Origin of the sequence: Sinanaerobacter chloroacetimidivorans (assembly GCF_018128545.1) — a bacterium.
Classification (GTDB): domain Bacteria; phylum Bacillota; class Clostridia; order Peptostreptococcales; family Anaerovoracaceae; genus Sinanaerobacter; species Sinanaerobacter chloroacetimidivorans.
On the sequence record NZ_JAGSND010000023.1, the window covers coordinates 1 to 21,680 of the forward strand.

Below are 21,680 nucleotides of genomic sequence, written 5' to 3' on the forward strand. Positions count from 1 at the left end.
AAAATCATGAGATGAGGTTATGAAAATATCAAAACTGCGAACCAGCTTTGCGTTATCACATAAAATTAGACCTTTTGCTGATCAGACAAAAATTCAAACTTAGTTTCACAAACTAATAAATATTTTGGTAGAAGAAAAGCCGCTTCATGATTCCTCACCATTCAGCGGCTGCATTTTGAATTCTGTTTTTATGTTTCCCGTTGTATTTATTTAAAAATATTTAAAAATTCTCCGACTCGCTTTTCAATGTCGTCTGCTCCGAATACGGAAGAACCGGCTACTACCAGCTCTACTCCTGCATCAGTGACTTCCTTGATATTATCGAGCGTGATACCTCCGTCAATCTCGATGATCAGATTCGGATTTCTTTCATTCTTCATTTTTTTCAGTTCTCTGATTTTATGAAGTGCGGAGGGAATAAATTTCTGACCGCCAAAACCGGGATTTACAGACATGATCAGAACAAGATCAAGGTCTTCCAGAATATATTCAAGGACATCTAAAGGCGTTGCGGGATTTAAAGAAACACCAGCTTTGATTCCCATAGATTTGATATGCTGTATGGTTCTGTGCAGATGGGTACAGGCCTCTGCATGCACCGTAATAAATTCTGTATCATCCGTTGCGAAATCTTCAAGGTATTGGTCCGGATTTTCTATCATCAGATGTACATCAAAAGGAAGCTTTGTTTTCCCCAGAAGGCTCTTCATAACGCCGGCACCAAAAGTGATATTCGGGACAAAGTGTCCGTCCATCACATCAACGTGGATCACATGAGCTCCGGCTCTTTCAATGGTTTGAACCTGTTCGCCAAGTCTTGAAAAATCTGCGGATAAAATAGATGGCGCCAATCGAATCATTTTTTATTCCTTTCTTTCGTAAATAACTTCAATGAATAGTATCTCTTAATAGTACTTTCTTCTTTCCTGTATTTCTTTAAAATGATTGACATAGGAATCATATCGTGAGCTGTGGATCTTACCGGTTTTTACCGCATCTCTGATACGGCAGTCCGGTTCCTTGATGTGGCGGCAGTTATCGTATTTGCAGTCCCCAACAAGGGCAGAGATTTCAGGATACAAATATTGAAGCTCCTCTTCGTCTGCTTCCAGAATATCAAAAGAAGTAAATCCCGGAGTATCGAAGATCATACCTCCAAAATCCAGCTGAAAAATCTCAACATGTCTCGTTGTATGTTTACCTCGCTTGGTTTTATTACTAATGGCTCCTGTTTCCACCGACAAGCCGGTTTGAAGCTTGTTTAAAAGCGTGGACTTCCCTGCACCGGAGGGGCCCGCCAGAGCACTTTTTTTATCTTTCAGATATTTTTTCAGTTCCTCTATGCCTTCTCCGGTATTTCCGCTGACAGAAACCACAGGATAAATATCATGATAGATTGCTTCAATGTCTCTTCGTTTTTCTTCACTGACCAAATCAATTTTATTGATACACAGAACGATTTCCGTATGGTTTTTCTCTGCCATTACGAGAAACCGGTCAATAATGTCCGGGTTGGGATCCGGATTGGCTGCGGCAATCACGATGATAAAACAGTCTACGTTGGCTATGGGAGGCCTGATAAACACATTTTTCCTTGAACAGATTTCATTGATTACCGCTTCTTCATCGTCTATCATTTCTATATGAACTTCATCACCTACATAAGGAATCGTGCCATCTTTTTTAAAGATGCCTCTGGCTTTGCATTGAACCACTCGGTTCTCAGTTTTCACATAATAAAAGCCTGCAATTCCTTTTACGATAATGCCTTTCATTAATTTAGCACCCCGGTATTAAAATCTACTGATTTTTCCATAACAACATCATTATCAAAAATGACTTTTACAGTTCCGGCGCCGTCTCCGGAAAGGGACAGAACCTCTGAGCCATCACTCTTGAATTTCTGTTCACGGTTAATGATAGTTCTGACACCTGATTCATCGGAAATGACAACGGTTAAATAAAATACTTCATTATTCGCACGTCCGAAATCCAAAGTTAAAGGTATTGCTTTTGAACCTGCAGGCTGATCCCCTGTGCTGACCTTGATGTTTACTTTGGTACCAACCTCAATTAGCGTGCCAGGCTCATTCTGCTGCCACATCACCGTATTTTGAGCGTAAGCAGTACTCATCTCGTATCCTACAGCTCCTAAAGATAAACCTTTCTTCTCCAGCTCCGTTCTGGCAGCATCTACATCCATGCCCATAAGATTCGGCATGGGAACCTGTTCAATGGCTTTGCCCAGGCTAACCACCAGATCTACAACGGTTCCGGGAGCCGCTTCAGTCTCTCCGGCAGGGGTCTGTCTGATAACAATATCCTTAGGAAGATCACTGTTTTCTGTCTTTATATCCCCTACTGTAAAGCCGTAGCTTTCGATCATAAATTTCGCATCGCTGGAAGTTCTGTTTACTACATTTGGAATCGTTCCCCGGGCAGCCACTCCCTTGCTGACATTCACATAAATGGTAAAGCCCTCTTTCACTGTCATTTCAGCTACCGGATCCTGAGAAACGATCTCTCCCGCATCAAATTCCTTGCTGGATACTTCATCCCGAACTTCACATTTCAGATTTAACTTAGCCAGTTCATCCGTTGCTTCTTCAACTGTCATTCCGGTTACATCCGGAACGGTCACTTCTTTTGCCGCACCAATTCCCTCCACAGCCGTTAATATAAAATGGCTGGCAGGGATGGCAAAGAGCAAAGCCAAAATAATCGCAGCTACTTTTACTTTATTTATTTTAACCCTTTTCTTCGGTTTATTTTCTTTTTTGTTCTTTTTTCTCATATCCCCAATAAGCTCCTCTGTATTTTCCTTTTGTACTGTTCCTGTTGTTCCGTTTACCGCAGCCATGACTCTTGTAGCATCGAAGGTTTGCTTTGTACCATTTCCCGGTCCGGCTGTCAGGTGATAATTCATATTGCTGAGTGCGTGATACATTTCGTCTGCGGTCTTAAACCGATTAATCTGATATTTGTTTGTGGCCTTCATAATAATGTTTTCCAGATCCGCCGGAAGCTGTGCAACATATTGAGATGGCGGCACCATATCGTCGTTCATATGCATTAAAGCCACTGCTACGGGATTCTCTGCATCAAAGGGAACTCTTCCTGTCAGAAGCTCATAAAGGACGATTCCCAGAGAGTAGATGTCCGATTTTTCGTCCACATAGCCTCCTCTTGCCTGTTCCGGAGAGAAATAGTGAACGGATCCCATGACAGTTCCCGTATTTCCTACTATGGTACCGGTATTCACCGCCTTAGCGATTCCAAAATCTGTTATTTTAGCAGTTCCTTCTCTGGTTATGAGAATATTATCGGGCTTAACATCTCTATGTATGATGTGATTCTTATGAGCAAAGCTCAATGCCAGAGCGATCTGTTTCGTAACCTCAACCGCTTTATGATATTCCATGGGGCCTTCCTTCTTGATCAGATCGCTGAGGACCTGCCCCTCTATTAATTCCATTACGATGTAATAGATGTTGCCTTCCTTGCCCACATCATAAATATTTACAATATTCGGATGAGAAAGACTTGCTGCAGACTGAGATTCCCTTCTAAAACTCTCTATAAATTTCAAATCCTTAGTAAATTCCGGTTTCAGAATTTTTATTGCAACATAGCGATTTAACAACCTGCATCTTGCTTTATAAACGACGGCCATTCCGCCTTCGCCTATTTTTTCAAGTAATTCATACCTTCCAGCAAGTATTCTGCTACTCATTACGACTCCTCCTGTTTATATTTTTAAACAAACAACTGTGATATTATCATTTCCACCATTGCTGTTTGCCAGGTTTACCAAATCTGCGCTCAAAGCACTCATGGAATCAGCCTTAGATGCCAAACGGCAAATTTCCTCTGAGGCCACTTCTCCGTAAAGCCCATCGGAGCACAAAATAAAGATATCATTTTTCTCAGAATGAATGACATAGAAATCCGGAAGGATTTTTTCTTCTCCTCCCAAAGCCCTCGTTATCATATTTTTTTGGGGATGGTTCTCCGCTTGAGCGCGGGTAATAGAGCCCTCCTTAAGTAACTCATTCACATAGGTATGGTCCTCTGTGATCTGTCGAAGCCGGCCATCTCTGACCAAATACGCTCTGCTATCTCCCACATTCATACAATAAGCCTGGTCATCACAAAGATACAGGAGAACTACGGTTGTTGCCATTCCTGCATTTTCTTTTGAATTTTTAGCCATTTGATAAATTGTTTGATTGACTGCCTTTAAACATAGCTGAAAATATTCCCTAATGCTTTCAGCGTCATTACTTTTCTCTACCGGATGCTCAACTATGTACTCTGCTATATTTTTTACAGCAGTCATACTTGCCAGTTCGCCAGAGTTATGACCCCCTACGCCATCAGCTACGATATAAATATTTTGTTCAGGCATGACAAAGAGAGAGTCCTCATTGTTGTCTCTCCTTCGTCCTCTATCTGTTTTAAATCCTATCTGTGCCATATATTACCCTCGCCAATCAGATGCGTTACATCATAAACTAAGCTGCCAAGAGGATTCAATGATTCTTTCCTTGGGCATCGGCTTCGCCTCCGACTCGCTTCGCTCCCTGCTGTCCGTTTTTCCATTGCAGCTTTCGCTGCGGAAAAAAGGCATCGGCTTCGCCTCCGACTCGCTTCGCTCCCTGCTGTCCGTTTTTATCAATAGAATCATTATATTATATAAAATATTTTACCGCATGTCAAAACTGGAAGATTAATCATTGATTAATTTATCTTCTTTTCTCATCTTGCAGATAAAGAATCCATCTGTATTGTTAATATTCGGCAAAAGTTGTAAGGCACTTTCCTTCTGGAATGAAGGATTTTTCTTTAAAAATTCTCCCACTACCTTTTGGTTTTCAAGCGTAGAAATGGTACAGGTACAATACAGCAATACGCCGCCTGGCTTCACATATTTTGAAGATGCGGACAGGATTGCCAGCTGTTTTTTTGGCAATTCACTGATTTCCCTGGATTGCTTTTTATATTTTATCTCCGGCTTGCGTCTCACCACTCCCAGCCCGGAACATGGCGCATCCACGATGACCCTGTCAGCCTTTTCTATCATGGAGGAGTCTACTCTGGTAGCATCCCAGGTTTTCGTTGTAATGATCTTAATCCCCAACCGTTCGGCTTCTTTATCGATAACAGCAACTTTCCTTTTATAGATATCCCAGGATGTAATTTCACCCATATTTTCCATTTTTTCTGCAATTGCTAAGGATTTGCCACCGGGAGCTGCACAGACATCCATAATCAATTCGCCCGGCTTCGGATCCAAAATATTCACTGCAAGCATAGAACTTTCGTCCTGAACGGAAAAGAATCCGTTTTTATAAAGAGGACCACTGAGAAGATTTCCACCGGTTACATGAAGGGCCTCCTTGCATAGATATCCATCTTTCACTTCAAAGCCCTTTGAGGCGACTCTTCGTCTCAGATCCTGCCTTGAGGTTTTTAGCGTATTCACTCGAATTACCAGATCCGGAGTCAGATTTCCCGCAGCAAGCAGCTCCTCTACAAAATCCACGGCATATTGATCCAGCCATAATTCTACAATCCAAGGCTCATAAGAATATTTTATGGAAAAAAAGTTAACGAGATCCTTTTCCCGATCGGGAAGAGCGACTTCCTTTCCTTCCCGGATAAAGCTTCGCAGAACACCATTTACAAAGCCTTCTCTTCCTTTGCAGAATCTTTTGGCCAAAGAGACACTCTCATTGACCGCCGCATATTCCGGTACGGAATTCATGTACTTCAATTGATAAAATCCCATTCGCAGTACGGTGATATCGCTTGTTTTCATTTTTGCAACCGGTGTTTTCACAAAATGACCAATCATATAATCAAGATAAATTTTATTCTCCAGAACACCATAGACAAGTTCTCTGACAAAAGCGGGTGAGTCCGGTTTTCCAGTAATAATATGATGGTTTAAAGCGATATTGGAGTATGATTTTTTTGATTCTACATCCAGTAGTGTATAATAAGCAGTTCTTCTATTCGCATCCATTTTAATTACGCCCCCTTAGCGCTAAAATTCTGAGAAGACTTGCAATGGTAGCCGCCAGAGCAGCAACATAAGTTAAAGCAGCCGCTGACAGAACTTTTTTTGCACTCTCAGTTTCCTCTAAATAAATAATGCCCAAGCGATTCAGCTGTTCAATAGCACGGTTGCTTGCATTGTATTCAACAGGCAGAGTAATCGCTTGAAAAACAACGGCAGAAGCATAAAGCAATATACCTATATTAAAAATCAGGTTTCCCTGAACCAGATCACCGCCATAAATGATAAACAGGCCTACGATCAGAATCGGCCAGGCAAGGTTGGATGCGATAGATACAACCGGTGCTATGGCATTTCTAATACGAAGGGGCTGGTAGCTTTTTGCATGCTGTATCGCATGCCCGGCTTCATGGGCAGCAATACTTACAGATGCAATGGACGGCTCATTATAAACCTGAGGTGAAAGCCTCAAAACCTTCTTCCTGGGGTCATAATGATCCGAAAGTCTTCTGTTGGAGATTTCCACAGGGACGTTTTGAAGTCCATTGCTGTCAAGAATTCTTCTGGCAGCTGCCGCTCCGGTCATACCGCTCCTGTTTCTTACTCTCGCATATCGGTTATAGGCTGAATTAACCTTGCTCTGTGCATAAAAAGCAAAGATCATCGCCGGTATCAATATCAAAATTGTCGGGTCAAATATCCCAAATAAACCGTAATACATTATTCTCTATCCTTTCTCCTTACCATTCTTACCCGTACCCTGTGATTACTCTAAAATAATACCAGGTTCAAATTTATTCCCCTTTAAAAAATCTGCTACAGACATTGCCTTTTTCCCGGGTATCTGGATCTGCGTGATCTGCAGCGTTTTCCCCCCAGCTGCGATCTCAATTCCTTTCTCGGATACCTTGGTTACGGTGCCGGGAAGACTACCGTTTTTTTCATCCAGGACTTCTGCCTGCCAGAACTTCATTTGTTCCCCTTTGTAAAGGGCATAAGCGCCAGGCCATGGGCATAAACCTCTGATGAGACGTTCAATTTCTTTCGGGCTTTTGGTAAAATCAATATGTCCATCTTTTTTGAAGATCATCGGAGCGTAGGAGGCTTTACCGTCATCCTGTCTGACTCTGACGATCTTTCCGCTCTCAAATTCCGGAAGCGTTTCGGCCAGAAGTTCAGCCCCAAGATCCGCCAGCTCTTCATGGAGCTGTGCCGCCGTTTTTCTGTCGATGGCTGTGCTTTTTGAAGCAATCATATCTCCGGTATCCAGTCCTTCTTCCATATACATCAGGGTGATACCTGTCTTTTCCTCTCCATCGATGATACTTCTCTGAATCGGAGCTGCTCCCCGATATTTAGGCAGCAGGGAAGCGTGAATATTCACACAGCCATATTTCGGAATCTCAAGAAGTTCTTTCGGCAATATTTTTCCGTAGGCCGCAACCACAATCAAATCAGGTTCCAAGGCCTTAATTTCACTGATAAACTCAGGATTATCCTTCACTTTTTCAGGCTGGATTACCGGAAGCTGATATTTCAGCGCTTCTTCCTTAACAGGAGGAAACTGAACTTTTTTTCCGCGGTCTCTGGCCTTATCGGGCTGAGTTACCACAAGTTCCACCTGATAGCCCTTTTCACAAAGTATCCTTAATGGCGGAACCGCAAACTCAGGGGTTCCCATATAAATAATTTTCATAGCATCACCTATTCTTCAATTAGATCCCTGGAATCAATAGCTTTGTCAATATATAAGACACCGTTGAGATGATCATATTCATGACTCAGTGCAATAGAAAGAAGACCATTGCCTTCATAGACAACCTCTTTGCCTTCCCTGTTCAGCCCCTTCATTTTGATATAAGAGGGTCTTTCCACCGTGCCTACCTTTCCGGGAATACTCAGACAGCCTTCCTCTTCCAGCTGAATACCATCTGATTCAACAATTTCAGGATTGATAAGCTCCATTACCTGGTCATCGACCTCAACGATAAACATCCTTTTCAGAATGCCTACCTGGGGTGCTGCAATTCCTACACCATTTTGAGCTCTCATCGTTTCCAGCATGTCATCCAGGATCATGGTTATGCGTTCATCAATTTCCGATACTTCTCTCGCTCGTTTTCTTAGAATGTCGTCTCCTTCTGTTACGATATTTCGTAAAGCCATTCATCTCTCTCCTTTTATACTTAGCATCATTTTTCTATCTATAAAAAACTATATGGGTTGATATCGATTGAAATAAGATATTTCACATTCTTATTGGTACTGATACCCAATTTGATTTCATTCAAAATCTGAAAATAAAATTCTCTTTTTTCCGGCATACATTTTATCAGCAGCTGATACCGGTACAGACCTTTTACTTTATTCATGGGAGCAGGATTTGGTCCCAGCAGGTATTTTTCTTCCTCCTGGCCTGCCTTGGCTATGAACTCTAACGCTGTCTTTTCACTGCCTTTTTGAGCTTCTTCTTCTGTTTCCGAGGACAGGATGATCTGAATCAAATCGCTGAATGGAGGATACCCTATTTGCTCTCTGATTAATGTTTCTCTCTGATAAAAAGCCTGGTAATCGTGCTTTGCCGCCGCAGCAATAGAATAATGCTCCGGTGTATAAGACTGAATAATGACCTTACCAGGGTTTTCTCCCCTTCCCGCTCTGCCGGCAGCCTGGGTAATCAGCTGAAAGGTACGTTCAGGCGAACGAAAATCCGGAACATTCAGGGAGATATCTGCAGAAACGACCCCAACAAGGCTTACATTGGCAAAATCAAGCCCTTTCGCAACCAATTGAGTCCCTACTAATATATTAGTTTTGCCCTTTTTAAAATTATTTAAAATCTTATCGATACTGCCTTTTTTTGTGGTTGTATCCAAATCCAAACGATCCACAACGGCATCGGGGAAAAGTTCCTTTGCCGCTTCCTCCACCTTCTCCGTACCGGTGCCAAAATGCTTGATATACTTCCCATGGCATTCCGGACAAAGGCTGGGTATTTTTTCATGATACCCACAGAAATGGCAGACTGCTTCTCCTAGGGATTTGTGAAACGTAAGTGATATGCCGCACTCTTTGCAATTCATTACATATCCGCAGCTCCTGCAGGAAACAAAAGTAGAGTATCCCCGTCGGTTTAAGAAAAGGATGATCTGCCGTCTTTTCTCCAGGCACTGTTTCATCTCTTGATAAAGGGCCACGCTGAACATCGTTTTGTTGCCCCTTTTCAGTTCCTCTCTCATATCCACGATCTCCACCGCAGGAAGAGGCGCTTTATTGTATCGTTCCCGTAAATACAGCCTTTGATATACTCCTCGGTCTGCTCTATAAGAAGAAGTCAGCGAAGGTGTGGCACTTCCAAGCAGGACCACCGACTGATTCAGTTCCGCCCGCTTTACGGCCACCTCAATGGTATCATACTTAGGAGTCATATCAGATTTATAGGTGGTCTCATGCTCTTCATCCAAGATGATTACGCCTATATTGGTAAGGGGAGCAAAGACACCGGACCGGGCTCCGATTACGATTTTCACTTCCCCTCTCTTGATTCTCATCCACTCGTCATATCGTTCTCCCAAAGACAGTTTACTATGCAGTACTGCAATTTCACCGTGACCAAATCGGCCCATCAGCCGTTCGATGGTTTGAGTGGTCAATGAGATTTCAGGAACCAGCATAACTGCCGTTTTATCTTTCTTGATACACTCTTCGATGGCTCTCATATAAATTTCCGTCTTTCCGCTGCTGGTTACACCATGAATCAGAAATACCTTGTGTTCATTCTGTTCCAGCGAAGGGATAATTGCCTCCATGACATTTTTCTGCTCTTCGGTAAGCGGTTTTCTATCATTGGGTTCCCCTGTAAAATCTTTATAGGGAGTTCTGATCTTTCCGCGTTTTGACGAAGTGCCTGAGGGTGTAAAACAATTTACGGCATCGATATATCTGCACAAGTATCGATTTTTCATCCAGACACAGGCAGCCACAGCCTCTTCGCTTAAAGAAATCTCAGGATCGATGCCGACGATGGTTTTGATTCCTTTCAATCCTTCATCGATTCGGTCCAAGATTTGAAATACATAGGCATCCTTGATACGGTTTCCTTTTGCAAAAGGGACCAAAACCTTAGTCCCTACTTGAACCGTATCGTCCTCACAGCGGTATGTGTAAAGATTGTCGGTATTGTCGTTATTATTATCAATTACTACATTTACATATTTCATAAGATTCCTTGCTTATAATAAAAAGATCTTATTCTCTTGGCATTCCTTGATCATATCTTCGGGCCAGACAGAAACCTGCACTTCTCCGATATGTGCCTTTCTCAGGAAAAACATGCAGAGTCTGGATTGTCCGATTCCTCCGCCGATGCTGTAAGGGAGTTCACGGTTCAGGATTGCTTTATGGAAAGGCAGTTCCATACGATCTTCTGACTGAGCAAACTTCAGCTGCCGGCTCATAGCCTCTTCATCCACACGAATCCCCATGGAGGAGATTTCATAGGCAATCCCCAATACTTCGTTCCAGAGCACGATATCTCCGTTCAATTCCCAGTCATCATAATCCGGAGCTCTGCCGTCATGCTTGATTCCGGACTCCAGTAGACCGCCTATCTTCATAATGAAGACAGCTCTTTTCTCTTCCGCTATTTTATTTTCTCTCTCTTTCGGTGATAATTCGGGGTACAGGTCTTCCAGCTCCTGAGTTGTTATGAAAAATATTTCGTTGGGAAGCTCCGTCTGCAAATCCCGATAGATCCTATTCACATAGTCACCCAGATTTTTTACCGCATTATAGATGGTAATGACCGTTTCTCTTAAATATTCTTCCGTTCTGTCTTCCTTACGGATGGATTTTTCCCAGTCCCACTGATCAACATATACGGAATGCAAATTATCCAGTTCTTCGTCTCTTCTGATGGCATTCATATCGGTGTAAATCCCTTTTCCGGGTTCAATTCCATATTTACCGAGAGCCATTCTCTTCCACTTGGCAAGGGACTGGACGATTTCAACCTTTCTCTCATCCATATCCTTCAAGGTAAAGGATACTGTTCTTTCTACTCCATTCAGATTGTCATTCAGGCCGCTTTCCGGTATCACGAATAAAGGAGCTGTAACTCTTCTGAGATTCAGTCCGTAAGCAAGTTCCTGCTGAAAAAAATCCTTAATTTTTTTGATCGCCCTTTGACTCTCCATTGGGTCAAGAACAGGCGTATAACCTCCCGGTAACAATAATCCTTTTGCCATCTTGTTTCTCCTCCATTTATTTTGAATTGTTTTTAGAAAATTCGCAGCCACAATAGTTTTGTCGATACAGTTGATATTCTCTTGAAAGTTCTATAGACCTTTGGTATCCGGCCCTTTTCTTAAAATCTTCTCCTAAAAAAGTAAGACCGTAACGCATCCCCAGATTCATTCCCAGCTTATAGATCAAGTCAAAATTTTTATGGGGACTTACCGTCAGGGTTGTGGTAAAGGTGTCAAAGCCTGAAATACAGGCGATTTCCGCAGTTTTTTCAAGCCGTTGCTGAAAACATACGGTGCAGCGCCTTCCTCCCTCAGGTTCTGCTTCCAGGCCGCATACGGACTGATAAAACACGCTGGGCTCATAAGGTCCTTCCAAAAAAGCAAGTCTGTCCTTCGAATCTTTTCGGCTGTTATACTTTTCAATAAATTCGATTTGTGCCGATTTTCTTCTCTGGTACTCTTCTTCATCGGTTATATTCGGGTTATAGAAAAAAATGGTAATATCATAAGTACCGCTAAGCCTTTCCACAACCGCAGTACTGCAAGGGCCGCAGCAGCTATGTAGCAAAATTGCCGGCTTGGCCTGATGCAATTCATTGATATCGTTTAAGCTTATAAAGTGCTCATTATGAGAACTTTTGCCTTCGATTCTCTCGGTAATACAATCCTGTGTTTTCTCTTTTTTCATAGGTTTTGTTCATTCCTCAAAAGTTTTTGATTCACATTTATAACAATCTATTATATCATAAATTGGTAAGCAATTTATGATTCAATGAACGCTTCCTTTCAGAAACGCTGCATCTCAATGGCTAGCGTTCATTATATCATATATTTGAATCGGTGCAAATGTCCAAATGCATATACGCGCCTAATTTTCAGGAAATCTGAGGTGAATCTCTTGACGAATCCCTTTGGCGATCAATATTATAACTCCATAGGCAGTTATCTGAAAAAAATCTTCGGTTGCAAAATCATAAAGCTGTCCCTGGATGCCGGCTTCACCTGCCCGAACAGAGACGGAACAAAGGGTACTGGAGGCTGCATTTTCTGTTCCGCCGAAGGGTCCGGAGACTTTGCAAGCAATATCCCGGATCAAATCGCTTTATTGTCAAAGAAATGGCCTACCGGAAAGTATATCGCCTACTTTCAAAGTCATACCAATACCTATGCCCCTGTTCAGGTACTGCGGGAAAAGTTTTATCAGGCTTTGGAATATCCCGATGTCATTGGCTTAGCCATAGCTACCAGGCCGGATTGCCTGTCGGAAGAGGTCCTGGAGCTTCTCTCGGAGCTGAATGAAAAAACCTTCCTATGGGTTGAATTAGGGCTTCAGACCATACATGAAAACACGGCAAAACTTATCAACCGATGTTATTCGCTGTCTGTTTTTGATCAGGCTGTTTCAGATCTGAAAAAACGAGACATCAAGACTGTGGTTCATTTGATTTTGGGACTGCCCGGCGAAACACAACAAGATATGCACCAGTCTGTAAATTATGTCTGTGAAAAAGATATTTTCGGGATTAAACTGCACCTTATGAATATATTGAAAGGTACAAAACTTGCCGAATATTATCCGGATCGAATTCATATTCCCAAAAAAGAAGAATACATCAGCCTGGTGGTTGATGTACTGGAAAGAATCCCGCAGCGGATTACCATCCACCGCGTTACCGCAGATGCGCCAAGGCATCTGCTGCTGGCACCCCACTGGGGATATGAAAAGCGGTCTGTCTTGAACGGAATCTATAAAGAATTTAAACTGCGCGGCAGCTATCAGGGAATCTACTGTCATTCTCCCAATCTGCCGTCGTTATAATGCTTTCTGCAGAGGGAGATATACATGTCATTTCCTCCTACCAGAATCTGTTCCCCAGTTTTGACAAATTTGCCGTCAACGATTCTGGCAACCATGGTAGCTTTTCTTCCACACCAGCAGATGGTTTTAATTTCTTCTATTTTGTCTGCGTAAACCAACATATAATAGGAACCTTCAAAAAGTTCATTTTTAAAATCATTTTTCAACCCATATGCGAGTACCGGGACATCACAACTGTCAACAATTTCGACCAATTCCTGGACATGGTGCTTTTTCAGAAATTGGCACTCATCTACCAGCACACAGTCTATTGGCTCTTTTTTACTTTCTCTCATGAACAATTCCAGAATATTGGTATCCTCATTGATGCTGACGGCTTCTCTGGTCACACCGATTCTGGAAGCAATGACACCGACCCCGTATCTGTCATCGACACTGGGTGTCAAAACAAGTACTTTTTTCCCTCTTTCTTCATAGTTGTATGCAACCTTGATCAGTTCTATGGACTTCCCTGCATTCATGGTACTGTATCTGTAATATAATTGTGCCACAATCATTCCTCCTGTATTATTACTTCCTTTATTCTATCGAAATATGGACAGGAAAGCAATAGGAATCCATGGGCAGAAGTAAAGTGAGCCTTGGAAACAAATAAACATATTTAGTCCATTTATTTCCAAAGCTCACTTTATATCCTTACAAAACTTACTGATTTCCCTTGGGTCCTTTGACCCTTGTCCATGATTCCGTAGATTTCGGTTTGTCAGCTCTTTCATAATCATGACTGTTGGTGGCTTCCATAACAATTTCGTAATACCATTCTTCTTCGGGGTTATCAATCCATTTCACCGCATTTTCGGATATCCCCTTCGCATCCACTCTCCGATCCAGTACTTCATTGATCAATTTCATAGCTTCACATCTGATGATAGGCTGATCCGGCTGAAAGCTGCCGTCACCGTAGCCATTGATCCAGCCTTTCAGAGATGCTGAATTGATGACCTTCCTGGCCCAATGATCGCTGATATCGGAAAACAGATTGGTATCAGAGTTTTCCAAATGATCAAACTTGGAAGCCACGGAAGCGAACTCTGCTCTGGTTACGGGAAGGTCCGGAAGAAAGGTGCCGTCACCGTAGCCGTTCAATACATTTGCTTGGGTCAACGTACTGATTGCTTCAAAAGACCAGCGTTCTGGTTCAACATCAACGTAGAAATTTTTCGTATTTTTATAGGTCTCTCTGCATTCATCGGTCATCAGCCGATAGAAAATAACGGCTAATTCTTCACGGGTGATCGGATCAAGAGGTTTTACCGTGCCGTCAGGGTATCCGTTTACATAAGCAAAATGGTCTTCCTTTGACAACTTGGGCAATTCTTTCATGGTATCCAGATTCTCGGTCAGCCTTACCATCGGAACCGGGAAAATACCGACTCTCTGTTGGCCGTTTTCACAGGTGTAAAAGTACTTAGCCCATTCATTGGTTTCATACCATTGATCATCTCCAGGAGAAATTGTTCCCTTGTATCGTATCAAATAGGATAACTCCGCACTTTCTTCTCCAGAGATTGAGCCTGTATTCCATATAATTTTTCCTGCTGCTTCATCATAGCGGGCAGACCCTTGTGAATACTTGATGGTACCCGGTACCAATTCAAAATACTTTCCGATAACATCTTCCACAACGCCCTCTACCTTTTGAGACAGGATATTTCCGGCAATGGAGAGATAAGCAGATTCCAGTTGGCTGAGCTCATTGTCTTCAAGCTTATAATATCCTGCATTTTGGCATTTCTCTAATACCCCATAAAGATCCGATTCCTGCCCCAATGCAATAGAATAGATATGAATACCTGCCGCCTTGGCTTTTTCTGCCTCAAAAATAGTAGCAGTACCATGGTTTAATGGAAAATTGGAATATTTAATATAACCGTGGGGGCAGCTTATTTTGTATTTTTCTATGTATGAAAGCAAGTAATTTGAACCACTGCCCACCGTTTGTGAAACGTCTACGGAGGTAATGACGGGATTGTTCTCTGCTATATCGAATGTATGCAGCCCATTTACCGTCTTGCAGCTGTTGGCAGAAATCCCCTTTACTCCGGTAATACGAAAGCTGTAATTCGGTTCACCGTCGCCTAAAAGAACGATAGATTTTAAATCAGCATCGGAATAAGAAAGAAGCTTTTCAGCTTCATAAATAGCTGCTTGGATATGGGTACTGCCCGACGCCTTAATGCTGCTAATGGCCTTTTTCAGTTCCCGTGAATCCTCATAGCCTGTGAAATTTTCCAGTATTTCAGCTTTATCTGAGAACGAGATCAATGCGATACGATTGTCGTTATCTTCCTGCAGCAAATGATCCACAAAGGCTGTTGCTGCTTTTCTGGCCTCTTTTATTTTTCCGTTTTCAGCCATGCTTTTTGATCTGTCTATAATCAGCACCACATCCGATTTTTCATATTGGGAATTTCCATCGATGGTAAGCATTACCTCCCATTGACTGCCGTTTTTTACAGAAGCCCCTTTACTCAAAATCGGCCCGGTTTTATACAACTCTTCAGCGTCAGCGGTATTATCAGCAAAAGTATTTTCGACGAATGTATAGTTATTGAAGGTCATCATTGCAGCCAACAAAAAAACAATAACGAATACACCTTTTTTATCCGGTATTTTAAACATCCCTTTTTCCCCCTGATTTTTCCCCTTTCGGGCGGCAAGCACCCTATCATAACTATTATCCACCTGAATCGTACATGGATTCAACAGAATAAAAGATACAAATTTCCTGTTTTTGCAGGGAAACATTTCAGAAAGGAACAGATTACAACACAATGAAACAACGGATATTAAAAAAAGACTCGATTCCGATGGGACCGAGTCTCCGCACTTCAGCTATTAATCGATTATTTTCATTACTGCTTCCTCAAAATCAAGCAGGTATTGATGACACTCCACCTCGGAAAGATAGGGAGATACGCTGCCTAACAGATTCCAGTAAGGCGACATGATATAGCCCTTGTTCACCAGTGCTGTAAAAAGATATTCATACAGGACTTCGTCATGCTGGGAGAAGGCTTCGGAAGCATCTTTTCCAGGAGTTTTGGCAAACCAGATGTCAAATCTGGCACCAAGTCTGGCGATAGACCATTCCAAACGGTTCTTCTCTATGATTTCTCCCATTCCCTTAACGATGATATCGGTATTCGCATTCGCCCGGATAAAATTCTCCTTTGTTAATTCATAAGTCAAAGCAGCTTTGATTCCGGACATAGCCATTATGCTTCCGGTCATGGTGCCGCCGATCCCGCTGGTATCCGAGTATTCTACTCTTATGATTTCATCAATTTTATTTTTTATGCTTTCACTGACACCATAAGCTCCTGCCGGGAAGCCTCCTCCGATACACTTTCCCAAAATTAGAGCATCAGGCTCAAGATTGTGTTTTTTCGCATAACCGGCATAGTCTGTGGTAATGGTATGGGCTTCGTCGATAATAAATACGGTTCCATTTTTTTTGCATAGTTCCTTTGCCTGTTCCAGATAACCTTCCATTGGATGGATAATTCCGCAGTTTGTCATGACAGGCTCAAGTAAAAGGCAGGCATAAATTCCCTTCTCTAATTCCTGTTCCAAAGCAGCTCGGTTATTAAATTCAATGGCAGCGGTTGTCCTGGATGTTTCAACGCCAATTCCGATATTTCCTTCTCTTGTTTTCGTTTCTCCATTTTCTCCCATAGCAAAAGCTTCTTCAACAGTTCCATGGTAACAGCCATTAAATACAAGTATTTTCTTTCGATTTGTTATAGCTCTGCAAAGTTTGATCATAAATCGATTGGCATCTGTGGCACTTAGCGCAAAACCCCAGAAATCCTGTCCGAAACGCTCTTTCAGAAGACCGGCAACCTTAGCATCCAGGGAACTTGGCATGGTATATACCATTCCTTTGTTCATTTGCTCATGCAGCAGCTTTGAAACATCTTTGCTGCCGTGTCCGGGAAACGCCGCACTGTAACCCAGGCAGAAATCAATATACTCGTTGCTGTCAATATCAGTCACTTTATGCTGACATCCTGATTCTATTGTAATCGGGTATGCCAAAGGCCATTGCTGCATCCAGTTCATAGGGGCATTGTAAAGCAATACCTCACTTCTTTTCGATTTATTTTGGTATGAATTCTGGTGAGAGGTCAGGTAGACTTCCCGTTCAAGTAATAATTGTTCCTGCAGTTTTTTCCTGTTAATCATGGTTATTTTCCTTTCATCAAACTCAAGATTACCTTTTTACTTAAATTTTACCTGCTTTTAACCTGACTGTGATAGTTACATGCTAAAGATCGGGCTATATTGAAGGATAGAAGGGGGTGTTTCTATGAGACAAAGATTAACATCAGAACTTGTTTTTGCGATTACAGCATCCATCACCATCCTGATGATTATCGGCTGGATCGTTTTTTTTCAATGAGTATGAATAACTGAAGATTGGCTTTAGAAACTGATTCCTCTATGTAACATTTCCAAAGCAACAGTCATAATATATACCATGGTTGTGAACCACAAACACCTTTAACCATAATTAGTTCTTTTCAAAACAAATAATTAAATATTAATCACCTTGATTTTCCGCGTCTGCAGCAATGCAGGCGCTTTTGGATTGTAATTTATTGGTCGTAATATTCATAAAAGCTTAAACTGATTTAAGTTTACGTTAATCATACAAATAAATCAACAGGATATATGAACTGCTTCATTTGCAGGTAAATACCATTCGGGAAGGCTTTGAGAAAAATCAAAAGAATACAAAAAAAGAAAATCCTCCGAAAACGTTGCTAATTCAATCGTCCTCGAAGGTTTCAAGTGGTGCCCAGACTCGGAATTGAACCAAGGACACGAGGATTTTCAGTCCTCTGCTCTACCTACTGAGCTATCTGGGCATGATATAAATGGTGGGCCATCAGGGACTTGAACCCCGGACCTGCCGGTTATGAGCCGGACGCTCTGACCAACTGAGCTAATGGCCCCTAAGGATTCTATAATGGTCGGGGTGGCAGGATTTGAACCCGCGGCCCACTGGTCCCAAACCAGTTGCGCTACCAAGCTGCGCTACACCCCGATAAGTGTACTCTCACTATTAGTTTAGACCCAAGAACCTGATTCATAAATTGGCAGGGGCAGTAGGACTTGAACCCACGGCACGTGGTTTTGGAGACCACTGCTCTACCAACTGAGCTATGCCCCTATATGGCGGAGAAGATGGGATTCGAACCCATGCACCAGTTACCCGGTCTAACGGTTTAGCAAACCGTCCTCTTGAGCCTGCTTGAGTACTTCTCCATGAAAAGTTCGATCCAAATCCATTTTAGTATATGTGAGGTTATTTTGGCGGAGAGGGTGGGATTCGAACCCACGGCCCCTTGCGGAGTCACTGGTTTTCAAGACCAGCTCCTTAAACCACTCGGACACCTCTCCATATGAGTTCTACTACATCCATCATTTTTTATATAATTGGTGACCCATCCGCGATTCGAACGCGGGACACCTTGATTAAAAGTCAAGTGCTCTACCGACTGAGCTAATGGGTCTTATGGCTGGGGTAGCAGGACTCGAACCTACGAATGACGGAGTCAAAGTCCGTTGCCTTACCGGCTTGGCTATACCCCATTCTCGAAAAAATTGGCGAGCCCACAGGGATTCGAACCCCGGACACACGGCTTAGAAGGCCGTTGCTCTATCCAGCTGAGCTATGAGCCCGTAAAATGGAGCGGATGATGAGAATCGAACTCACGCTATCAGCTTGGAAGGCTGAAGTTCTACCATTGAACTACATCCGCAAAATTGGAGCGGAAGACGAGATTCGAACTCGCGACCCTCGCCTTGGCAAGGCGATGCTCTACCCCTGAGCCACTTCCGCATATTAATTGGTGGAGGGAGGTGGATTCGAACCACCGAAAGCTCCGCTAACGGATTTACAGTCCGCCCCCTTTAGCCACTCGGGAATCCCTCCAAATATTAAGTTTTCAAAGAATTAAGTTTATCAATGGAGCTGGAGAAGGGAATCGAACCCCCAACCTGCTGATTACAAATCAGCTGCTCTACCGTTGAGCCACTCCAGCATATAAACTTTACTTTTTTAAAATGGCGACCTGGATCGGGCTCGAACCGACGACCTCCAGCGTGACAGGCTGGCATTCTAACCAACTGAACTACCAGGCCAATTTGGTGGGCGCAATAGGGCTCGAACCTATGACCCCCTGCTTGTAAGGCAGGTGCTCTCCCAGCTGAGCTATGCGCCCCGGCAAGTTTTTTATTTACTTGACACATTTATTAACTATACATGATTTGTCGTTCTGTGTCAATACCATTTTTTTATTTTTTTAAGTTTTTATTTTTGCTTCAGTTTTTTAAATTGGCTCCAAGGGTGGGGCTCGAACCCACAACCTATCGGTTAACAGCCGAGTGCTCCACCATTGAGCTACCTTGGAACGCTGTTTTATTCAAGCTCCTTTTTTGTGAGCCGTGTTTTATCTTAGCACAGGAATATTTACATGTCAACGATAAATTCTTAATAATTTAAAATATTTACATCATTCTTCCAAAACCTTCGCCAATTCCCTTGATTCCCAACAGATTTCGGCATTTCCTCCGGTCAAATCAGATAATAATGCATTTACTTCCGCTGTCTGATCGGGATCCATCGACAATTCCACTGTAACAGCGTCTTCATATACGGTATTTCTGATCTGAAATGCCTTATGTTTCAAAGACAGATTCTGCAGTTTCCCATGGAAGGTATAGTCAAGCTTTACTGCCATGACATACATTTCTTTTACGGCACAAATTCCGGCATCCCGGACTGCAAGCTTTGCCGTGCTCGTATAGGCCCTTACCAGACCGCCGGTCCCCAGTTTTATTCCTCCAAAATACCTTGTAATGACCAATGCCAGATTCGTAATACCTTCTTTGACCAGCATCTGAACAATAGGAGCTCCGGAGGTACCCTGAGGTTCTCCGTCATCACTTGCCCATTGCAATTGAAACTGATCTCCTATAATGAAGGCCGGAACGTTATGAGTGGCGTCTTTATGTTTATTTTTTATTTGTGCTACAAATGCTTCTGCTTCTTCTCGAGTTTCCACCGGTTTCACATATCCAATAAATCTTGATTTATCAATGATCTGCTCAGCGGTTCCATCCTTCATTATCGTCTTATATCGAATCATTTATCGTCTCCTGCTCCACCACAAATTCCGATAATCTGCCATAATCTGCCCTGGACAGTTCTGCCTGAAAGAAGGTTCCTTCTCCACGATATTCCATTTTCAATACTTTACATTTTTCACACAGGTAGGAAGAAATATCTCCTCGTTGATAAGGAACCAGCAATTCCACGATAACACGGTCCGAAAAAAGTTTTTCTTTGATTTTTTCAATTAGTTCATCAATATTATCTCCGCGTTTTGCCGAAATATATAAGCTTTGTTCTCCATTGCTGGGCAGGCTCAGAGTTTCCTGAGCAATATCGATTTTATTGTAAACCATCAGCTTGTCCTTATCGCCTGCTCCTATATCCTTCAATACCTGATTTGTCACGGCAATATGAAAATCGTGATCTGCATAGGAAGCGTCAACGACATGAAGAAGCAAATCCGCATAAGCGACTTCCTCCAGTGTGGCTTTAAATGCTTTGATCAGGGAATGAGGGAGCTTGCTGACAAATCCTACCGTATCGATCAGGATAAACTCCTGATTCGTGTCCAGCTTAATGTTTCTCTGTGCCGTATCCAGCGTAGCAAAGAGCATATCCTTCTCCAGGACAATTTTTTCATCTTTTTCTGCCAGCTGCAGAAAACGGTTCATTAAGGCGGATTTTCCGGAATTGGTATAGCCTACTAAAGCCACCACAGGAATGCCGGATTTCTGCCTTTTGGCCCGCTGAACATTACGGTTATTTTTTACTTCCTGAATTTCTTGTTTTATGTCATCCATTCGTCTGGAAATATGTCTTCTATCCGTTTCCAGCTTTTTCTCTCCGGGGCCCCTCGTACCGATACCGCCTCCCAGCCTGGACAGACTTTTTCCGAAACCGGTAAGCCTGGGCAGACGATACTGTAGCTGCGCCAGTTCCACCTGGAGCTTACCCTCTCTGGATACGGCTCTGGATGCAAAGATATCCAGAATCAGAATGGTTCTGTCGATAACCCGCACCTGAAGCTTGTCCTCCAGGTTTCTGAGCTGCATTCCGGTAAGTTCGTCATTGAAAATAACGGTATCCGCTTCCATATTCACAACCATTTCCGCCAACTCTTCCACTTTCCCTTTTCCTAAATAGGTAGCGGTATTGGGACGTTCCTTATTCTGTATCATCTCACCGGCTACTTCGATTCTGGCAGCTTCAGCGAGTCCCCACAGTTCGGCCATGGAATAGGAAATATCCTCTGATATCTGTAATCCTACCAAAATACCTCGATAAGACTCTTCCTGTATAATTTCGTTTTCATCATTAAATCTCAAACAAACACCTCTTTATATATTATCAAGTAATATTATAATAAATTTTAGCAATAAATTATAGCATTCTTTTTAAATAATTATA

18 protein-coding genes and 16 tRNA genes are annotated in these 21,680 nt (G+C 42.5%); 2 read left to right on the forward strand and 32 right to left on the reverse strand.

Annotated features, from left to right (window positions below):
• Positions 1 to 206: 206 nt before the first annotated feature.
• Genes rpe through KCX82_RS20440 form a run of 4 tightly spaced genes read right to left on the reverse strand, consistent with a single transcriptional unit; the run spans position 207 to position 4,477 of the window.
• On the reverse strand, positions 207 to 860 hold the full coding sequence (rpe, locus tag KCX82_RS20425; protein ID WP_227020331.1) for a ribulose-phosphate 3-epimerase: 654 nt from the start codon (positions 858 to 860) through the stop codon (positions 207 to 209).
• A 45-nt stretch (positions 861 to 905) separates the two neighbouring features.
• On the reverse strand, positions 906 to 1,775 hold the full coding sequence (gene rsgA, locus KCX82_RS20430; RefSeq protein ID WP_227020332.1) for a ribosome small subunit-dependent GTPase A: 870 nt from the start codon (positions 1,773 to 1,775) through the stop codon (positions 906 to 908).
• Positions 1,775 to 3,733 (reverse strand): Stk1 family PASTA domain-containing Ser/Thr kinase, encoded by a 1,959-nt coding sequence (gene pknB, locus KCX82_RS20435; RefSeq protein ID WP_227020333.1) that lies wholly within the window; start codon positions 3,731 to 3,733, stop codon positions 1,775 to 1,777. The genes rsgA and pknB overlap by 1 nt, the downstream gene beginning before the upstream one ends.
• A gap of 15 nt (positions 3,734 to 3,748) precedes the next feature.
• The gene (locus KCX82_RS20440; protein WP_227020334.1) at positions 3,749 to 4,477 is read right to left on the reverse strand and encodes a Stp1/IreP family PP2C-type Ser/Thr phosphatase; all 729 of its coding nucleotides are present in this window, start codon (positions 4,475 to 4,477) and stop codon (positions 3,749 to 3,751) included.
• Positions 4,478 to 4,535: 58 nt separating this feature from the next.
• Between KCX82_RS20440 and KCX82_RS20445 the strand changes: the two genes are divergently transcribed.
• Complete coding sequence (locus KCX82_RS20445) at positions 4,536 to 4,733, forward strand: hypothetical protein (RefSeq protein ID WP_227020335.1); 198 nt, start codon at positions 4,536 to 4,538, stop codon at positions 4,731 to 4,733.
• On the opposite strand, the gene rsmB is transcribed toward KCX82_RS20445, so the two are convergent.
• The 7 genes from rsmB to KCX82_RS20480 are packed head-to-tail and all read right to left on the reverse strand — an operon-like array spanning position 4,730 to position 11,956.
• Positions 4,730 to 6,028 carry a 16S rRNA (cytosine(967)-C(5))-methyltransferase RsmB gene (rsmB, locus tag KCX82_RS20450; protein WP_227020336.1) on the reverse strand — a complete coding sequence of 433 codons (1,299 nt, stop codon included), beginning with the start codon at positions 6,026 to 6,028 and terminating at the stop codon, positions 4,730 to 4,732. The two genes, KCX82_RS20445 and rsmB, sit on opposite strands and share 4 nt — an antisense overlap.
• 1 nt (position 6,029) lies before the next feature.
• Positions 6,030 to 6,743 carry a zinc metallopeptidase gene (locus KCX82_RS20455; protein WP_227020337.1) on the reverse strand — a complete coding sequence of 238 codons (714 nt, stop codon included), beginning with the start codon at positions 6,741 to 6,743 and terminating at the stop codon, positions 6,030 to 6,032.
• Between the two features lie 45 nt (positions 6,744 to 6,788).
• Complete coding sequence (gene fmt, locus KCX82_RS20460; RefSeq protein WP_227020338.1) at positions 6,789 to 7,718, reverse strand: methionyl-tRNA formyltransferase; 930 nt, start codon at positions 7,716 to 7,718, stop codon at positions 6,789 to 6,791.
• A gap of 8 nt (positions 7,719 to 7,726) precedes the next feature.
• Entirely contained in the window at positions 7,727 to 8,188 is a 462-nt protein-coding gene (def, locus tag KCX82_RS20465; RefSeq protein WP_227020339.1) for a peptide deformylase, read from the reverse strand.
• Between the two features lie 38 nt (positions 8,189 to 8,226).
• Positions 8,227 to 10,242 carry a replication restart helicase PriA gene (gene priA / locus KCX82_RS20470; protein ID WP_227020340.1) on the reverse strand — a complete coding sequence of 672 codons (2,016 nt, stop codon included), beginning with the start codon at positions 10,240 to 10,242 and terminating at the stop codon, positions 8,227 to 8,229.
• Between the two features lie 12 nt (positions 10,243 to 10,254).
• On the reverse strand, positions 10,255 to 11,268 hold the full coding sequence (gene asnA, locus KCX82_RS20475; protein ID WP_227020341.1) for an aspartate--ammonia ligase: 1,014 nt from the start codon (positions 11,266 to 11,268) through the stop codon (positions 10,255 to 10,257).
• Between the two features lie 16 nt (positions 11,269 to 11,284).
• Positions 11,285 to 11,956, reverse strand: a complete 672-nt coding sequence (locus KCX82_RS20480) for an epoxyqueuosine reductase QueH (protein ID WP_227020342.1) — start codon at positions 11,954 to 11,956, stop codon at positions 11,285 to 11,287.
• 201 nt (positions 11,957 to 12,157) lie between these two features.
• On the opposite strand from KCX82_RS20480, the gene mnmL reads away from it, so the two are divergent.
• A complete protein-coding gene (mnmL, locus tag KCX82_RS20485; RefSeq protein ID WP_227020343.1) occupies positions 12,158 to 13,087 on the forward strand; it encodes a tRNA modification radical SAM protein MnmL/YtqA in 930 nt (309 codons plus the stop codon).
• On the opposite strand, the gene KCX82_RS20490 is transcribed toward mnmL, so the two are convergent.
• The 21 genes from KCX82_RS20490 to hflX all read right to left on the reverse strand — a co-directional run bounded on the left by KCX82_RS20490 (position 13,060) and on the right by hflX (position 21,598).
• Positions 13,060 to 13,644: a thymidine kinase gene (locus KCX82_RS20490; protein WP_264373347.1), complete on the reverse strand. Its 585-nt coding sequence runs from the start codon at positions 13,642 to 13,644 to the stop codon at positions 13,060 to 13,062. The genes mnmL and KCX82_RS20490 overlap by 28 nt on opposite strands.
• Positions 13,645 to 13,792: 148 nt before the next feature.
• The gene (locus KCX82_RS20495; protein WP_227020345.1) at positions 13,793 to 15,769 is read right to left on the reverse strand and encodes an S-layer homology domain-containing protein; all 1,977 of its coding nucleotides are present in this window, start codon (positions 15,767 to 15,769) and stop codon (positions 13,793 to 13,795) included.
• A gap of 216 nt (positions 15,770 to 15,985) precedes the next feature.
• Entirely contained in the window at positions 15,986 to 17,335 is a 1,350-nt protein-coding gene (locus KCX82_RS20500) for a transaminase (RefSeq protein WP_227020346.1), read from the reverse strand.
• 610 nt (positions 17,336 to 17,945) lie between these two features.
• Positions 17,946 to 18,021, reverse strand: a tRNA-Phe gene (locus tag KCX82_RS20505).
• Between the two features lie 10 nt (positions 18,022 to 18,031).
• Positions 18,032 to 18,108: transfer RNA gene (locus KCX82_RS20510), tRNA-Ile, on the reverse strand.
• A gap of 15 nt (positions 18,109 to 18,123) precedes the next feature.
• Positions 18,124 to 18,200, reverse strand: a tRNA-Pro gene (locus KCX82_RS20515).
• 50 nt (positions 18,201 to 18,250) lie between these two features.
• Positions 18,251 to 18,326: transfer RNA gene (locus tag KCX82_RS20520), tRNA-Trp, on the reverse strand.
• Between the two features lie 3 nt (positions 18,327 to 18,329).
• Positions 18,330 to 18,421, reverse strand: a tRNA-Ser gene (locus KCX82_RS20525).
• Positions 18,422 to 18,467: 46 nt separating this feature from the next.
• Positions 18,468 to 18,556 (reverse strand) — tRNA-Ser (locus KCX82_RS20530).
• Between the two features lie 37 nt (positions 18,557 to 18,593).
• Positions 18,594 to 18,669: transfer RNA gene (locus tag KCX82_RS20535), tRNA-Lys, on the reverse strand.
• A gap of 3 nt (positions 18,670 to 18,672) precedes the next feature.
• Positions 18,673 to 18,748 (reverse strand) — tRNA-Gln (locus tag KCX82_RS20540).
• A gap of 13 nt (positions 18,749 to 18,761) precedes the next feature.
• Positions 18,762 to 18,838: transfer RNA gene (locus tag KCX82_RS20545), tRNA-Arg, on the reverse strand.
• Positions 18,839 to 18,844: 6 nt separating this feature from the next.
• A tRNA-Gly gene (locus tag KCX82_RS20550) sits at positions 18,845 to 18,918 on the reverse strand.
• Positions 18,919 to 18,923: 5 nt separating this feature from the next.
• Positions 18,924 to 18,998, reverse strand: a tRNA-Gly gene (locus tag KCX82_RS20555).
• An 8-nt stretch (positions 18,999 to 19,006) separates the two neighbouring features.
• Positions 19,007 to 19,091, reverse strand: a tRNA-Tyr gene (locus tag KCX82_RS20560).
• A 34-nt stretch (positions 19,092 to 19,125) separates the two neighbouring features.
• Positions 19,126 to 19,200 (reverse strand) — tRNA-Thr (locus tag KCX82_RS20565).
• Positions 19,201 to 19,223: 23 nt separating this feature from the next.
• Positions 19,224 to 19,300: transfer RNA gene (locus KCX82_RS20570), tRNA-Asp, on the reverse strand.
• Positions 19,301 to 19,304: 4 nt separating this feature from the next.
• Positions 19,305 to 19,380: transfer RNA gene (locus KCX82_RS20575), tRNA-Val, on the reverse strand.
• A 114-nt stretch (positions 19,381 to 19,494) separates the two neighbouring features.
• Positions 19,495 to 19,569 (reverse strand) — tRNA-Asn (locus tag KCX82_RS20580).
• Positions 19,570 to 19,671: 102 nt separating this feature from the next.
• Complete coding sequence (locus KCX82_RS20585; RefSeq protein ID WP_227020347.1) at positions 19,672 to 20,307, reverse strand: YigZ family protein; 636 nt, start codon at positions 20,305 to 20,307, stop codon at positions 19,672 to 19,674.
• Entirely contained in the window at positions 20,294 to 21,598 is a 1,305-nt protein-coding gene (gene hflX, locus KCX82_RS20590; protein ID WP_227020348.1) for a GTPase HflX, read from the reverse strand. The genes KCX82_RS20585 and hflX overlap by 14 nt, the downstream gene beginning before the upstream one ends.
• Positions 21,599 to 21,680 lie beyond the last annotated feature (82 nt).

Coding starts and splice junctions, on each gene's coding strand:
- rpe (WP_227020331.1), bottom strand. CDS start 860: ATGATTCGATTGGCGCCATCTATTTTATCCGCAGATTTTTCAAGACTT.
- priA (WP_227020340.1), bottom strand. CDS start 10,242: ATGAAATATGTAAATGTAGTAATTGATAATAATAACGACAATACCGAC.
- KCX82_RS20445 (WP_227020335.1), top strand. CDS start 4,536: ATGATTCTTTCCTTGGGCATCGGCTTCGCCTCCGACTCGCTTCGCTCC.
- rsgA (WP_227020332.1), bottom strand. CDS start 1,775: ATGAAAGGCATTATCGTAAAAGGAATTGCAGGCTTTTATTATGTGAAA.
- def (WP_227020339.1), bottom strand. CDS start 8,188: ATGGCTTTACGAAATATCGTAACAGAAGGAGACGACATTCTAAGAAAA.
- KCX82_RS20500 (WP_227020346.1), bottom strand. CDS start 17,335: ATGATTAACAGGAAAAAACTGCAGGAACAATTATTACTTGAACGGGAA.
- KCX82_RS20490 (WP_264373347.1), bottom strand. CDS start 13,644: ATGATTGTGGCACAATTATATTACAGATACAGTACCATGAATGCAGGG.
- asnA (WP_227020341.1), bottom strand. CDS start 11,268: ATGGCAAAAGGATTATTGTTACCGGGAGGTTATACGCCTGTTCTTGAC.
- rsmB (WP_227020336.1), bottom strand. CDS start 6,028: ATGGATGCGAATAGAAGAACTGCTTATTATACACTACTGGATGTAGAA.
- KCX82_RS20585 (WP_227020347.1), bottom strand. CDS start 20,307: ATGATTCGATATAAGACGATAATGAAGGATGGAACCGCTGAGCAGATC.
- KCX82_RS20480 (WP_227020342.1), bottom strand. CDS start 11,956: ATGAAAAAAGAGAAAACACAGGATTGTATTACCGAGAGAATCGAAGGC.
- KCX82_RS20455 (WP_227020337.1), bottom strand. CDS start 6,743: ATGTATTACGGTTTATTTGGGATATTTGACCCGACAATTTTGATATTG.
- KCX82_RS20440 (WP_227020334.1), bottom strand. CDS start 4,477: ATGGCACAGATAGGATTTAAAACAGATAGAGGACGAAGGAGAGACAAC.
- KCX82_RS20495 (WP_227020345.1), bottom strand. CDS start 15,769: ATGTTTAAAATACCGGATAAAAAAGGTGTATTCGTTATTGTTTTTTTG.
- fmt (WP_227020338.1), bottom strand. CDS start 7,718: ATGAAAATTATTTATATGGGAACCCCTGAGTTTGCGGTTCCGCCATTA.
- pknB (WP_227020333.1), bottom strand. CDS start 3,733: ATGAGTAGCAGAATACTTGCTGGAAGGTATGAATTACTTGAAAAAATA.